The sequence below is a fragment of the Streptococcus sp. 1055 genome, from assembly GCF_013276815.1.
Lineage (GTDB): Bacteria > Bacillota > Bacilli > Lactobacillales > Streptococcaceae > Streptococcus > Streptococcus pseudopneumoniae.
Map to the genome: position 1 here is coordinate 1 of NZ_VMLT01000107.1, position 15,270 is coordinate 15,270.

A 15,270-nucleotide genomic window follows, 5' to 3' on the forward strand; every position below is an offset into this window, starting at 1 on the left:
TTCATTATAGAACTTTCACTTGATTCTCTTTTTTGCTACTTTTTTATAAAAAACAATAAAAAACTATTGACAAAACAAAAATATAGTTTATAATAAAAACATAGATAATGAAAATATCAAAAACTATAAAAAGGCAATGCGTTTATGAAAAAGAAAACAGCAGTGATATTTGGGACATTTGCTCCGCTTCATCAGGGTCATATCGATCTGATCCAGCGAGCCAAGCGGCAGTGTGACCAGGTCTGGGTTGTCGTTTCAGGCTATGAGGGAGATAGAGGGGAGCAGGTAGGTTTAACGCTTCAAAAAAGATTTCGATATATCCGAGAGGCCTTTGGTGATGACGAGTTGACCTCGGTTTGTAAGTTAGATGAGACCAATCTTCCCCGTTACCCTATGGGTTGGCAGGAGTGGTTGGACAAAATGTTAGCGGAGATTTCTTATGATGAAACCCAACAAGAACTGATCTTCTTTGTGGGAGAAGCAGACTATCAGCAAGAATTATCAAATCGTGGCTTTGAGACTGTCTTGCAAGAAAGAAAGTTTGGTATCTCAGAGACTATGATTCGAGAAAACCCAAGCAAATATTGGAAATATATTGCTCAACCCTTCCGACGTCAGTTTACAAAGAAAGTGTTGATTATGGGAAGTGCTAGCAATGGGAAGACCACTCTGGCCAAGGATTTGGCTAGGTATTACGATGCACCAGTCAGCTTGGAATATGCACGTGAGTACCAGATCAAAAACAATGTCCGCGACGATGAATTGACTCCAAAGGATTACTATTATCTCCTGTTGTGGCAGTATGACCAGACCTCTAAGTTAATTGACAGTAATGCCAATAGGGGACTGGTGATAGCAGACACCAACTCCTTAGTAACCAAGGGCTACTATGATTATTACATGGAGTCAGAGGATCAAGGGGACTTATCGGGAGAGACTTTTGATAATCTCTTTGCCTCGATCTTGGCTAAGGAAAAATGGGACTTGATTTTCTTTGTGCAACCTATTGGCTCCTATGTCAATGACGGATTTAGAGATATGACTATGGCAGAAGACCATATTCGTCATAGTTTTTCCCAGCATTTGGACCAGACGAGAGAGCGATATTTAGCAAACATTCCACTAGTTTATCTAGCTGAGGATTATCTAGGAAATTATGAAGCAGCAAAAGTGGCTATTGATGCCATTTACCAAGCAGATTAGGAGAAACATATGAAAAAACTAACTGAAAAAATCACACAATTTATCGAAAACTTTAAAAATGTTCATGCAGAAGCTCGCAAAATCGGTTTTGCAGGAATCATGCACTTGCTCTGGAAAGATCTCTTTGTCGGTCGTAGCCTCTTCCAGTGGTTGTATCTCATCGTCCTGTCAAGTGTTCCTTTGATCTTGGAATTCACGCAAAATACAGAAAGTCATGACTGGATGAGCTTGTTTGCCTCTTGGACTGGGATTGTCTGTGTTATCTTGGTAGCAGAAGGGCGTGCAAGCAATTATCTCTTTGGGGCCATTAACTCTGCTATCTATTTGATTTTGGCTATGAATGCGACTTTTTATGGTGAAGTTTTGACGACTGTTTACTTCTTTGTCATGCAGCCGATTGGTCTCTATGCTTGGCTGTCCAACCGTATCAATGACCAAGGAAAAGCAGAAGAATCTCACTTTGAAGCTAAGAAATTATCTGTGCTTGACTGGCTCAAGTACTTGGCCTTGACTGCTATCATCTGGATTGGTATGGGCTTGGCTTACCAAAGTATCCATAGTGCTCGCCCTTTCCGTGATAGTGTTACCGACGCGACCAATGGTGTAGGTCAGCTCTTGATGACACGTCTCTACCGTGAGCAATGGATTTTCTGGATTGCAACCAATATTTTTAGTATTTACCTCTGGTGGGGTGAAAATATCCATATTCAAGGGATGTACTGGGTTTACACACTCAATAGTCTAGTGGGTTGGTACCAATGGACCAAGGCAGTTCGTAAGGAGGCATAAAATGACGGACATAAAGATTCCAGAAGGGATGACGGAAAAAGAATATTTTGAAATTCATGCAAGTCAGGAGGAGTTTTTAGATTGGTACTACAAGCAGGAACTCCCTCAATACGAAAAACCAAGTGTGACGGTGGATATGGTAGCCTACTGCTTTGTTGAAGGAAAAATCAAGCTCTTATTAATTCGCCGCAAGGCTCACCCTTATCAAAATTGTTTGGCTCTGGTTGGAGGATTTATGGACAAGGGCGAAGATGCTGCGCATGCCTGTCAGCGTGAGGTGAGAGAAGAAGTCAATCTCTATCTTCCTTTGGAAAAAATTGAGCAATTGATGACCGTATCGACTCCCGGCCGTGATCCACGGGGCTGGACAGTGACCATTGCCCACTTGGTTTATTTGCCTAGTCGTGCATTAGAACTTGTTCAAGCAGGAGACGATGCCAAGGATGTGTTTTTTGTAGATGTCGATTTTCAGACAGGCAAATGCTACCTAGAGGGAGTGGAGTTGGAGGAACAAGCCTTCGCTTTTGACCATTATGCCATTATTCAAGAGTCTATCAAACGAATCCAAGGCCGTCTCGACTGGAATCCGACCTTCCTTTATCTGCTGGAGGAGGAGTTCACTGTCTACGAAGGGACTGAACTGGTCAATCTCATCAACCCCGGTCGTCCAATCGTCAGCAATAACTTTCTCGTAAAATACGGAGAATATGTAGAAGAAGTTGGACTCAAACGAGTGCCTAAAAAGAAACCAAGAAAAACCTATCGATTGAAATAAAAAACGAGGTCGGGATAAAGTTCCTGACCTCTTTGTTTGCCTTTATTAGTTTGCTTTGCTGTTGCGACTGTTTTTAGGGATAGTTATCTTTCTTAGAATTGCTCAACATGTGAGTAAAAAGTCTTTGTATCGATACTTGAGATATTTTTCGTGTAGGAATAACAAAGCTATATAGAAAATCATAAAGACTGTGGTCAGATAGAAGATATCAAACGAAGTTTTGCCATAGTGAGTTGTGGATTTATAGGAACCAATTGCTCCCAAAATCAACCAAGGAAGATACTTGAAATACTTATTTAGTATAAGAGTGCACTTCCTATATTCTATTTCACTGTTATTATATTCCTTTGCAGCTAAATATGTAAGCGATTAAATAAGAGCGATTTAAAAAATTTTAAACAAAATAGGAATTTTTCTCTGTTTTTTCTATTAGATTACGAATAGAAGAGTAGGAGGAGTAAAGGTGTTTAAATGATGTGAGATTTTTAAAATAGTTTAAATAAATTATTGACATATTTAAATCTAAATGTTACAATTCCATTACAAAAAGATTTCTTTATATTTCTAAAATATTACAAAGGAGTAGAAAAATGAAAAAGAAAACCTATATCAAATGAATGGCAGCGATTGTATTGGTTTCCACCTTGCTTTTGGGAGCTTGTGGAAATAAAAAAGAAGCTACTGAAACAAGTCAATCTTCTAGTTCTAAAGTAGCTTCTTCGAGCAAGGAAAATAAAATTCAGAAGTCCTCAAGTTCAATCTCATCAGAAAAGTCGAAAGTATCTTCTAATCAGTCAGAGATGGCTACTAATCAATCACAAGCAACACAAACATCTTCGGCACCAGAATCAAGACAAGGACAAGAAGATTCCAGTCAACAAACTCCTTCAACTCAACAGGCTCCTCAATCCCAGTCTAACCAATCAAGCTATGATCCTACAACTGACCGCAAACTTCAAGACAAACAAGCAGAGCAAAATAAACGCTACAAGGGTGTTTTAACCATGGTAGATGGTGATTTCTCAGCTGCAGCGGGCAATTGGAAGGGAGCAAATGGCGAAACCATCACAGTTTCATCAGGAGGTCAATTCACAGTAGAATCTGCTGATGGAAAGAAAGAAAACTACTCTATCAGAGGCTACTCTTATACTCTTGATGATGGCAAGTATAATGCCAAAATTGGTGGAGGAAAAATCATCCAAATTACAACAGGAGCGGATGGCAAGGTTTCCAGTGTTGCTTTGAGTCAATAATAACCCTTAGTATTTGAATTTTTACAGTCAAAAACCCGTAACCTTTAAGAGAGTTACGGGTTTTGGTCTATTAAGCCTTATCCAATTGCAAGAGGGCTTCAATCTCTGCTAGGGTGCTAGCTTGCGAAATGGTTCCACGGAGTTTGGCAGCGCCAGATGTTCCACGGAGATAGTGAGGAGCGAGGCCACGGAATTCACGAACTGCGACGTTTTCTCCTTTGAGGTTAATCAATCGTTTCAAATGTTCGTAGGCGATTTTCATCTTATCTTCAAAGGTCAAATCAGGTAGGATTTCTCCTGTTTCAAAGTAATGGTTGATTTGGTTGAAGAGGTAGGGATTTCCCATGGCAGCGCGGCCAATCATGACTGCATCAGCACCGACTTCTTCAATGCGTTGTTTGGCTTCTTGAACTGTACGGATGTCACCGTTGGCGATGAATGGAATCTTGGTCAGAGCTTGGGCAACCTTGTGCAGGGTCTCAAGGTCTGCGTGACCTGTATACATTTGCTCACGGGTACGGCCATGCATGGCGAGGGCAGAAACACCTGCTGCTTCAGCAGCGAGGGCATTTTCTACTGCAAGAGACGGGTCAGCCCAGCCGGTACGCATCTTGACAGTAAGTGGAATATCAAGGATAGATTGGACCTTGTTGATGATAGAGTAAATCTTATCTGGATCCTTGAGCCACATAGCGCCAGCTTCGTTCTTCACGATTTTGTTGACAGGGCAGCCCATGTTGATATCGACGATATTGGTTTTGGTGTTTTCTTGGATGAATTCTGCTGCGCGTGCGAGGCTGTCTTCATCACTACCAAATAGTTGGATAGAGACAGGGTTTTCGCCTTCGTCGATATGAAGCATGTGCAGGGTTTTTTCGTTGTTGTATTGGATTCCCTTGTCAGAGACCATTTCCATGACAACGAGTCCAGCTCCGAGCTCTTTTGCGATGGTACGAAAGGCTGAGTTGGTGACACCAGCCATAGGTGCTAAAACGGTACGATTGGGAATCTCAACATTGCCAATCATAAAAGGTGTATTAAGATTTGTCACGAATGAGTTCCTCCAGGTCCTTTTCATCAAAGTTGTAAGTAGTTTGGCAGAATTGACAAGTGATTTCTGCCCCGTGGTCTTCCTCTTTCATTTCCTGTAAGTCTGAGCTTGGAAGGCTGGCAAGAGCGTTCATAAAGCGTTCATGGCTACAGTCACATTGGAAACGGATTTCTTCTTCAGAAAGACGCTTGTAGGCTTCGTCTCCGTAGATAGCCTTGAGGAGGGCTTCGATATGGTCGTCGCTTTCGAGAAGAGTAGAGATAGCTGGCATTTCTTGGATGCGTTTTTCAAAGCGAGCAATCTCTTCTTCCTTGGCTCCCGGCAAGACTTGAACTAGGAAACCACCAGCAACCTTAACCTTGTCTTCTTCGTCCAAAAGGACATTGAGGCCGACTGCAGAAGGGGTTTGTTGGCTTTCTGTTAGGTAGAAAGCAAGGTCTTCCCCAATCTCTCCAGAGATGAGTGGGGTCAAGGAAGTATAAGGATTTCCAATGCCGTAGTCTGTGATAACGAGAAATTGACCATTTCCAACGAAAGGTCCGACTAGAACTTCACCAGTTGCGGTCTTTTTGATGTCAACACCAGGATTTTGAACATAGCCTTTGACGTTCCCCTTGGTATCTGCGACCGTGATAATGGCCCCTAGAGAGCTAGAACCCAGCACCTTAACTGTTAGTTTAGTATTTCCTTTTTCATTGGCTGCGAGAATCTGGCTGGCGATAAGAGTTCGACCAAGCGCTACAGTTGAGCTAGCTTGGGTTTTGTGTTTTTCTTGAGCAGTACGGACGGTTTCTGTGCTATCAAGGACAAAAGCACGAAAGGCTCCGCTTTCTGATATAGTTTTAATAATTTTATCCATAGCTACTATTTTAGCATAAAAATGCCCAAAGAGGGAGCCGTGTGTTTACTGATTTTCAGGATAATGGACTAGGAAATCAGCGTGAAAATAAAAAGAGAAACAGATTATTTCAGCATTTGTAAGATTTATGCTATGCTTAAGGTAGAAAATGAAAGGGGTAACAAATGTATTTAGGAGATTTGATGGAGAAAGCCGAGTGTGGTCAATTTTCAATCCTTTCCTTTCTATTACAAGAGTCTCAGACGACCGTCAAGGCTGTAATGGAAGAAACAGGATTTTCAAAAGCAACTCTAACCAAATATGTCACCCTGCTCAATGACAAGGCTTTGGATAGTGGTTTAGAGTTGACTATTCACTTAGAAAATGAAAATCTGCGCCTGTCGATCGGTGCAGCTACCAAGGGGAGAGATATTCGGAGCTTGTTTTTGGAGAATGCTGTTAAATACCAGATTGTGGTCTATCTTCTCTACCACCAACAATTTTTAGCCCATCAGCTGGCTCAAGAATTGATGATTAGCGAGGCTACGCTTGGGCGTCACTTGGCTGGTTTAAATCAGATTTTGTCAGAATTTGATTTATCCATCCAAAATGGACGTTGGCGAGGTCCAGAGCATCAGATTCGCTATTTCTATTTCTGTCTTTTCCGCAAGGTCTGGTCTAGTCAGGAGTGGGAAGGTCACATGCAGAAACCAGCGAGAAAGCAGGAAATTGCTACACTAGAAGAAATCTGCGGTGCAAGTTTGTCTTCGGGTCAGAAATTGGACTTGGTTCTCTGGGCTCATATCAGTCAACAACGTCTTCGGGTCAATGCTTGTCAGTTTCAAGTCATAGAAGAAAAAATGCGAGGGTATTTTGACAATATTTTCTACCTTCGTTTGCATCGAAAGGCTCCGTCCTTTTTTGCTGGGCAACACCTCCCTCTCGGAACTGAGGATGGGGAGATGATGATATTCTTCTCTTTCCTCCTATCTCATCGCATTCTTCCTCTTCATACTATGGAGTATATCCTTGGTTTTGGAGGACAGTTGGCAGGTTTACTGACGCAATTGATTCAAGAAATGAAGAAAGAGGAGTTACTGGGGGATTATACAGAGGACCATGTCACCTATGAACTCAGTCAGCTTTGTGCTCAAGTCTACCTCTATAAGGGCTATATTTTACAGGATCGCTACAAGTACCAGTTAGAGAATCGTCATCCCTATTTACTGATGGAACATGATTTTAAAGAGACAGCAGAGGAGATTTTTCATGCTCTACCTGCCTTTCATCAGGGGACAGATTTAGATAAGAAGATTCTCTGGGAATGGCTGCAGTTAATCGAATATATGGCTGAAAACGGTGGCCAGCATATGCGGATTGGTCTGGATTTGACATCTGGTTTTCTTGTCTTTTCAAGGATGGCAGCCATTTTGAAACGGTATTTGGAATACAATCGTTTTATTACCATTGAAGCCTATGATTGTACTCGGCATTATGATTTGCTGGTTACCAATAACCCGATTCATAAGAAGGAACAGACGCCAGTCTATTATTTAAAAAACGACTTGGATATGGAAGATTTGGTAGCGATTCGCCAGTTATTGTTTAGTTAAAGAAGATGGCAAAAAAACTCAATTTTAGGAGAAAAAGAAGTAAAATTTTCTGCAATAAAACGCATATTATCGAGTCTTTTCAACACTTGACAATATGCGTTTGTTTGACTTTAAATTCTTTTTGCTCAGCCTTTTATTTTATATTCTTAGACAAAATTGCTAGAATTACCTCGTTATCATTTGTGTTATCTACTTTAATAAGACCTGTATCAATTCTACTAAATAATGAATTAATAATGATTAGTCTTTCCTCTTTATCAATATTTGTACCAGCATAAGTCAAAGATTGATAAAATCTAGTTAAAGCTGCTTTCTGTTTGTATTCGGTGGCTAAATGATGATTTGACATTACGATTTTTACCAGTATTCTAATTATATAGATAAAGAAAGAAATAACAGAAATAAATACGAATGATTCTGAAAGAAAAGGAATTTCTTTGATGATATCTAAAGAATAATTATGTATAACTGTAATTAATTTTGTCGAAGTAAAAATTAAAGCTAGTACAGTTACAATAAGGATGATAGTCCAATTTCTAGCCTGCTTTATATATTCTGTAGCACGTTTATTCCAGAGTTGTTCGGGTGCCTCCAATGATAGTTTATTCTTATAAGTCTCCTCTAAATGTTCAAGTTTATCTTTCTTTTCCTTTTGCCAACGATTTATTGAGCTTTGAAACTCTTTTAATTCTATGGCCTTATCATCAAATTGTTGTTGAATATCATTGTATCTGTTTTCGATAAAAGAGGTAATTTCTTTATATTGTTCATTAGAATTATCAGAAATTTCTTGTAACTTACTGGTTAATGGATATATAATATTTTTTTCAAAGTCGAATATATTTTCCCTAATATTAGAGAACTGTTTTCTAAGTAAATACAGAGCCGGATAGAATTGGTATGGATAAGAGCTTGAAAAATAATTGCCTATAGAACTTATATTCTTAGAGAGATAGATGTAACTTCTTATCGCTTCTGTAAGATTGTCTGTTGTTTGCTCTATATAGAATGAAACAAAACTCTTTATTTTTCGAATTTCTAAATCTTTATCAATAGGTGAATCAATTGATAGTATGTAAACAAGCTTCCCTTGCTCAGTAGTTTCACGACTACTTGACAAGTTATAATAAAGATAGTTATTTATAGTATCCGTATTTAAGTCGTCAATCTCAGAAAGAAATTTCCTTATGCCATTTATCTTATTATTCATGATTTGCCAATTTGAATAATAATTAGATGGTGCTTTTTCTGAAACAATCTTCCAATAGTCAAAATTAGTTTTTATTACTTTTTCAATTTGATCAAAAGTAAACATCGCTTCACGTTCGTTGAAGTTTATAGTATTGTTACTGTTAATTGTAAATCGAAATAAAATTTTATCATCCAAAAAATTAGATATTTGTTTGCTCGTAAAACTCATCATACTACCAGCCTATTTAGTCGTTTGAAACTTCTTATTTTTAATTAATATCCTAAAATAAGTGCTCTTACCATTTATTGATAAATCTTTTCCGTCATCTCCTTTTCGGAATCCAACAATTTCAAATTGATTTGGATTAAACTTATGAAGAAAAGTTATTGGAACTCCCATAACTCCTCGATAATCATAAGGAATATCTACTGTTTTATTGATATTGATACCGTTGTAATTATCGTAGGTTAAATATTGGTCTTCATTATTTTTATACTTTTTGGTAAGAATAATGTCCTCGTGCCTTTTGAAATTATCTAAATTTGTTAGCCATAAACAGTTATTAGGGGAAACAATTCTTTCACCACGTTCATTTATAGTGGTTTCTGTCCCATAGAGTTCATAGTGGTCTGGAACGATAAATCCAGAAATACCACGTCCCATATTTATCCCCATCCAAACTTTATTGTTTTCTATGAGTTTAAAAGTTTCTTTGTAAGTAATAGCATTAATATTGCCAATGATTAAAAATTGTTTATCATATTGAACAACTTGTGCAAGGAAGTCTCTGAAAAGTGAAAATGGTGGATTTGTTACCACTATATCTGCTTCTTTTAATAGTTTCATACTTTCCTCACTGCGGAAATCACCGTCACCTTTAAAAAATGTCACGTCATTTAGACTGGGAATAATGACCTCTTCTTTTTTCCCAGTGTATTCATAGTAAAAGCCATTTGAAATTTCTGAATTTAAGCTAAATAAATCAAATTGTTGTTCGATATAACAGGATGCAATCAGCTTTTTCAAACCAAGTTCATTAAAATTTTGAGCAAAATATCTATAAAAATTGCTAGTTCTGGGGTCATCACAATTGCAAAATATAATTTTGTTTTTGAAATGTACCTTGTAATGATGTAACTCCCTATCTATATCTTGTAGTTGAGTATAGAACTCATCATTTTTATTTTTTTTTGCCTTTCTTAAAAAATCATTTTCGTTTTTTCTCATTATCTTATTCCATACTCCTTGTTAATTGGTTAAAAATATCGCTTCCCAAAACTTTAAGAGACGTCTTAGCAACATCTAACATTATATTAAACATTTCCTGAGGATTTCAGTGACTTCCATCACCAGTTGTATAGATAGAGGTTGCTTGAAGCATTATTGATTTGTCTTTATTTTTTATAAATTTATTTTTGCACAAATTAGTATTGATTGGCATGCCGTAATTGGCAGCAGTTAGTCTGTCTAAGCGGTTTAGTATTCCTGAGTCATGTTCAAGTATAACAGACCGTCCGTCTGGCCGTATTACAGAGATAGTTTGCGTTAAAAAATTAGAACCTTCTAGAAAAATAATATAAGGGAAGTGTTCCTCGGATAGCATAAAATTTGCTATTTCAGCAATATTTTTATGTGAGCGTTCAATAGCATTTCCGGCAGCCATTAAATCTTGGTCGTTGTTTTTTCCTACTAGTTTACCTGATTTAATATTTTCAATATCTTTTCCTTGATGTTTAGCTTCTGTTACTAGAACTACACGCCAACTGCCTGAATCATCTTTTACCTCAATGATACCGCCGTCAGGAATAATACTTGCATTCTGTGTAAATAAAGTTTTTCCTAAATCTTTATCCAGCTTACTAAGATAATGATTAATCTCCTTTTTACTAACTGATTTTCTAAATCTAAACTCTAACATCGGATATAATTCCTCTAGTTTCGATTTTACTAGATGAGAGATAGTGCCTACGGCAATATCATGAGATTTTGCATCTTCTCCGAATATACCTACTACTCCTCTTGAATCTTTATGTTGGTTAGTTAGACGATTAGATTGATTCTTTTTAGCCATAAAATTCTCCCCTTTTTTATATTTTGAGGTGTTTTTAGTTATTAACAATATTATATCACACTATGAATGGGTATTAAATAATTGCATTATGTAAACTTTTCATATCGTAAATCTTAGCAAAAATACTCTTATTAGCTACTTCTTCATTAAAATAGGTTATTAAATCTAACTTTTGAGGCCTTTTTTGTGAAATTCACACAATCTCCTCACATTTTTTAAAAAATTAAAAAAAGTTGATGAACAGGAAAGCGCTTTATTTTGTATACTAGTAAGTGTAAAGAGGGAACACCTCAAGATCTTTATCAGGAGGACAGCACATGTCACAAGAAAAATACATCATGGCCATTGACCAGGGAACTACAAGTTCTCGTGCCATCATTTTCAACAAAAAAGGGGAAAAGGTTAGCTCGAGTCAAAAAGAGTTTACCCAGATTTTCCCTCAGGCAGGTTGGGTAGAGCACAATGCCAATGAAATTTGGAATTCCGTCCAGTCTGTTATTGCTGGAGCTTTCATCGAAAGTGGTGTGAAACCAAGTCAGATTGAGGCAATCGGGATTACCAACCAACGTGAAACAACGGTCGTTTGGGATAAGAAAACAGGACTTCCTATCTACAATGCTATCGTTTGGCAATCACGTCAGACAGCTCCTCTGGCTGAACAGCTGAAAAGCCAAGGTTATGTGGAAAAATTCCATGAAAAGACTGGTTTGATTATTGATGCTTACTTCTCTGCTACTAAGGTTCGTTGGATTTTGGATCATGTAGAGGGCGCTCAAGAGCGAGCAGAAAAAGGGGAATTGCTCTTTGGTACTATCGATACTTGGTTGGTTTGGAAATTGACTGACGGTGCGGCTCACGTGACGGATTACTCAAATGCAGCTCGTACCATGCTTTATAACATTAAAGAACTCAAATGGGATGATGAGATTTTGGAAATTCTCAACATTCCGAAGGCTATGTTGCCAGAAGTTCGTTCTAACTCTGAAATCTACGGTAAGACAGCGCCATTTCATTTCTATGGTGGAGAAGTCCCAATCTCAGGTATGGCTGGGGACCAACAAGCGGCCCTCTTTGGACAGTTGGCCTTTGAACCAGGTATGGTTAAGAATACTTATGGAACAGGTTCTTTCATTATCATGAATACTGGGGAAGAGATGCAGTTGTCTGAAAACAACCTCTTAACAACCATTGGTTACGGAATCAACGGCAAGGTTTACTATGCCTTGGAAGGTTCTATCTTCATCGCAGGAAGTGCCATTCAGTGGCTTCGTGACGGTCTTCGCATGGTCGAAAATTCACCAGAATCTGAAAAATACGCTCGTGATTCTCACAATGATGATGAAGTTTATGTCGTTCCAGCCTTTACAGGACTAGGAGCACCATACTGGAACCAAAATGCTCGCGGTTCTGTCTTTGGTTTGACTCGTGGAACAAGCAAAGAAGACTTTATCAAGGCAACTCTTCAATCTATTGCTTATCAAGTACGTGATATCATTGACACTATGCAAGTAGATGCGCAGACAGCTATCCAAGTCTTGAAGGTAGATGGTGGTGCAGCCATGAATAACTTCCTCATGCAGTTCCAAGCTGATATTTTAGGTATTGACATTGCACGCGCTAAAAACTTGGAAACAACAGCTCTAGGAGCAGCCTTCCTAGCAGGTTTGTCAGTAGGTTACTGGAAAAACTTGGATGAGTTGAAACTTTTGAACGAGACAGGAGAACTCTTTGAACCATCGATGAACGAATCGCGCAAGGAACAACTCTACAAGGGCTGGAAGAAGGCTGTGAAAGCAACGCAAGTCTTTGCGGAAGTAGACGACTAATACTGGCAGAATAAAGCGATTTATTTAGAAGGTGTGTAAATATGGAATTTTCAAAGAAAACACGTGAATGGTCAATTAAAAAAATGCAGGAACGCACCCTGGATCTCTTGATTATCGGTGGAGGAATCACAGGGGCTGGTGTAGCCTTGCAGGCGGCAGCTAGCGGTCTTGAGACCGGTTTGATTGAAATGCAGGACTTCGCAGAAGGAACATCCAGCCGTTCAACAAAATTGGTTCACGGCGGTCTTCGCTACCTCAAACAATTCGACGTAGAAGTAGTATCAGATACGGTTTCAGAACGTGCAGTAGTACAACAAATTGCTCCACACATTCCAAAACCAGACCCAATGCTCTTACCAGTTTACGATGAAGATGGAGCGACCTTTAGCCTCTTCCGTCTTAAAGTAGCCATGGACTTGTACGACCTCTTGGCAGGTGTCAACAATACACCAGCTGCTAACAAGGTTTTGAGTAAGAATCAAGTCTTGGAACGCCAGCCAAACTTGAAGAAAGAAGGCTTGGTAGGAGGTGGAGTGTATCTTGACTTCCGTAACAACGATGCGCGTCTCGTGATTGAAAACATCAAACGTGCCAACCAAGACGGTGCCCTCATTGCCAACCACGTGAAGGCAGAAGGCTTCCTTTTTGACGAAAGTGGCAAGATTACAGGTGTTGTAGCTCGTGATCTCTTGACAGACCAAGTATTTGAAATCAAGGCCCGTCTGGTTATTAATACAACAGGTCCTTGGAGTGATAAAGTACGTAATTTGTCTAATAAGGGAACGCAATTCTCACAAATGCGCCCAACTAAGGGAGTTCACTTGGTAGTGGATTCAAGCAAAATCAAGGTTTCACAGCCAGTTTACTTTGACACAGGTTTGGGTGACGGTCGTATGGTCTTTGTTCTCCCACGTGAAAACAAGACCTACTTTGGTACAACTGATACAGACTATACAGGTGATTTGGAACATCCAAAAGTGACGCAGGAAGATGTAGATTACCTACTTGGTATTGTCAACAACCGCTTCCCAGAAGCGAATATTACAGTTGCTGACATTGAAAGTAGCTGGGCAGGTCTTCGTCCATTGATTGCAGGGAACAGTGCCTCTGACTATAATGGTGGAAATAACGGTACCATCAGTGATGAAAGCTTTGACAACTTGATTGCGACTGTTGAATCTTATCTCTCCAAAGAAAAAACACGTGAAGATGTTGAGTCTGCTGTCAGCAAGCTTGAAAGTAGCACATCTGAGAAACATTTGGATCCATCTGCAGTTTCTCGTGGGTCTAGCTTGGATCGTGATGACAATGGCCTTTTGACCCTTGCTGGTGGTAAAATCACAGACTACCGTAAGATGGCTGAAGGAGCTATGGAGCGCGTGGTTGACATCCTCAAAGCAGAATTTGACCGTAGCTTTAAACTCATCAACTCTAAGACTTACCCTGTTTCAGGTGGAGAATTGAACCCAGCAAATGTAGACTCAGAAATCGAAGCCTTTGCCCAACTTGGAGTGTCACGTGGTTTGGATAGCAAGGAAGCTCATTACCTAGCAAATCTTTACGGTTCAAATGCACCGAAAGTCTTTGCACTTGCTCATAGTTTGGAACAAGCGCCAGGTCTTAGCCTGGCAGACACCTTGTCCCTTCACTATGCAATGCGCAATGAGTTGGTTCTGAGTCCAGTTGACTTCCTTCTTCGTCGTACTAACCATATGCTCTTTATGCGTGATAGCTTGGATAGTATCGTTGAGCCAGTTTTGGATGAAATGGGACGATTCTATGACTGGACAGAAGAAGAAAAAGCAGCTTACCGTGTTGATGTCGAAGTAGCTCTTGCTAACAACGATTTAGCAGAATTAAAAAATTAAGAAAAAATAAAAGAGGCGGCGGGCAGGGCTCCTAGTCTACCCCTCCTTCTTTTTAATGGAGACAGAAAGATGATGAATGAATTATTTGGAGAATTTTTAGGGACTTTAATCCTGATTCTTCTAGGAAATGGTGTTGTTGCAGGTGTGGTTCTTCCTAAAACCAAGAGCAACAGCTCAGGTTGGATTGTGATTACTATGGGTTGGGGGATTGCAGTTGCGGTTGCAGTATTTGTATCTGGCAAGCTCAGTCCAGCTCATTTAAACCCAGCTGTGACCATTGGTGTGGCCTTGAAAGGTGGTTTGCCTTGGGCATCAGTATTCCCTTATATCCTAGCTCAGTTCGCAGGGGCCATGCTCGGTCAGATTTTGGTTTGGTTGCAATTCAAGCCGCATTATGAGGCAGAAGAAAATGCAGGCAATATCCTGGCAACCTTCAGTACTGGACCAGCCATCAAGGATACTGTATCAAACTTGATTAGTGAAATCCTAGGAACTTTTGTATTGGTATTGACAATCTTTGCTTTGGGACTTTATGACCTTCAAGCAGGAATCGGAACCTTTGCAGTGGGAACGTTGATTGTCGGTATCGGTCTATCACTAGGTGGTACAACAGGTTATGCCTTGAACCCTGCACGTGACCTTGGACCTCGTATCATGCACAGCCTTTTGCCAATTCCAAATAAGGGAGATGGAGACTGGTCTTACGCCTGGATTCCTGTTGTAGGCCCTGTTATCGGAGCAGCCTTGGCAGTGCTTGTATTCTCACTTTTCTAGTTTATACTCTTCGAAAA

General features: G+C 39.5%; 12 protein-coding genes and 2 pseudogenes. 8 read left to right on the forward strand and 6 right to left on the reverse strand.

Annotated features, from left to right (window positions below; genetic code table 11):
• Nucleotides 1–144 precede the first annotated feature (144 nt).
• Genes HT699_RS09035 through HT699_RS09045 form a run of 3 tightly spaced genes read left to right on the forward strand, consistent with a single transcriptional unit; the run spans nucleotide 145 to nucleotide 2,767 of the window.
• Nucleotides 145–1,203: an AAA family ATPase gene (locus tag HT699_RS09035; RefSeq protein WP_054392586.1), complete on the forward strand. Its 1,059-nt coding sequence runs from the start codon at nucleotides 145–147 to the stop codon at nucleotides 1,201–1,203.
• Nucleotides 1,204–1,212: 9 nt separating this feature from the next.
• A complete protein-coding gene (gene pnuC, locus HT699_RS09040; protein WP_054392587.1) occupies nucleotides 1,213–1,992 on the forward strand; it encodes a nicotinamide riboside transporter PnuC in 780 nt (259 codons plus the stop codon).
• Between the two features lies 1 nt (nucleotide 1,993).
• The gene (locus HT699_RS09045) at nucleotides 1,994–2,767 is read left to right on the forward strand and encodes an NUDIX hydrolase (protein ID WP_054392588.1); all 774 of its coding nucleotides are present in this window, start codon (nucleotides 1,994–1,996) and stop codon (nucleotides 2,765–2,767) included.
• A gap of 73 nt (nucleotides 2,768–2,840) precedes the next feature.
• Here the strand turns inward: HT699_RS09045 and HT699_RS11830 are convergent.
• A pseudogene (locus HT699_RS11830) lies at nucleotides 2,841–3,070 on the reverse strand (hypothetical protein).
• A gap of 314 nt (nucleotides 3,071–3,384) precedes the next feature.
• Here HT699_RS11830 and HT699_RS09050 point away from each other — a divergent pair.
• Nucleotides 3,385–4,020 carry a hypothetical protein gene (locus HT699_RS09050; protein ID WP_240149890.1) on the forward strand — a complete coding sequence of 212 codons (636 nt, stop codon included), beginning with the start codon at nucleotides 3,385–3,387 and terminating at the stop codon, nucleotides 4,018–4,020.
• A 70-nt stretch (nucleotides 4,021–4,090) separates the two neighbouring features.
• Here HT699_RS09050 and dusB read toward each other — a convergent pair whose 3' ends face one another.
• Both dusB and hslO read right to left on the reverse strand, forming a co-directional pair.
• Complete coding sequence (gene dusB / locus HT699_RS09055) at nucleotides 4,091–5,071, reverse strand: tRNA dihydrouridine synthase DusB (protein ID WP_023934041.1); 981 nt, start codon at nucleotides 5,069–5,071, stop codon at nucleotides 4,091–4,093.
• Nucleotides 5,058–5,930 (reverse strand): Hsp33 family molecular chaperone HslO, encoded by an 873-nt coding sequence (gene hslO, locus HT699_RS09060; protein WP_023934040.1) that lies wholly within the window; start codon nucleotides 5,928–5,930, stop codon nucleotides 5,058–5,060. Before hslO ends, dusB begins: the two co-directional genes overlap by 14 nt.
• A gap of 164 nt (nucleotides 5,931–6,094) precedes the next feature.
• Between hslO and HT699_RS09065 the strand changes: the two genes are divergently transcribed.
• On the forward strand, nucleotides 6,095–7,522 hold the full coding sequence (locus HT699_RS09065; protein ID WP_138706092.1) for a helix-turn-helix domain-containing protein: 1,428 nt from the start codon (nucleotides 6,095–6,097) through the stop codon (nucleotides 7,520–7,522).
• A gap of 133 nt (nucleotides 7,523–7,655) precedes the next feature.
• Here the strand turns inward: HT699_RS09065 and HT699_RS09070 are convergent, their stop codons facing one another.
• From HT699_RS09070 to HT699_RS09080, 3 genes and pseudogenes are all read right to left on the reverse strand, one after another.
• Complete coding sequence (locus tag HT699_RS09070; protein ID WP_023934039.1) at nucleotides 7,656–8,945, reverse strand: DUF6161 domain-containing protein; 1,290 nt, start codon at nucleotides 8,943–8,945, stop codon at nucleotides 7,656–7,658.
• Nucleotides 8,946–8,954: 9 nt separating this feature from the next.
• Nucleotides 8,955–9,941: an adenine-specific methyltransferase EcoRI family protein gene (locus tag HT699_RS09075; RefSeq protein ID WP_023936772.1), complete on the reverse strand. Its 987-nt coding sequence runs from the start codon at nucleotides 9,939–9,941 to the stop codon at nucleotides 8,955–8,957.
• Between the two features lie 4 nt (nucleotides 9,942–9,945).
• Nucleotides 9,946–10,785: pseudogene (locus HT699_RS09080) on the reverse strand (EcoRI family type II restriction endonuclease).
• 317 nt (nucleotides 10,786–11,102) lie between these two features.
• Between HT699_RS09080 and glpK the strand changes: the two are divergent.
• From glpK to HT699_RS09095, 3 genes are all read left to right on the forward strand, one after another.
• On the forward strand, nucleotides 11,103–12,611 hold the full coding sequence (gene glpK, locus HT699_RS09085; RefSeq protein WP_050141917.1) for a glycerol kinase GlpK: 1,509 nt from the start codon (nucleotides 11,103–11,105) through the stop codon (nucleotides 12,609–12,611).
• 41 nt (nucleotides 12,612–12,652) lie between these two features.
• Nucleotides 12,653–14,479: a type 1 glycerol-3-phosphate oxidase gene (glpO, locus tag HT699_RS09090; RefSeq protein WP_023939034.1), complete on the forward strand. Its 1,827-nt coding sequence runs from the start codon at nucleotides 12,653–12,655 to the stop codon at nucleotides 14,477–14,479.
• Between the two features lie 69 nt (nucleotides 14,480–14,548).
• Nucleotides 14,549–15,253 (forward strand): MIP/aquaporin family protein, encoded by a 705-nt coding sequence (locus HT699_RS09095; protein ID WP_031233680.1) that lies wholly within the window; start codon nucleotides 14,549–14,551, stop codon nucleotides 15,251–15,253.
• The last annotated feature ends 17 nt before the right edge of the window (nucleotides 15,254–15,270 follow it).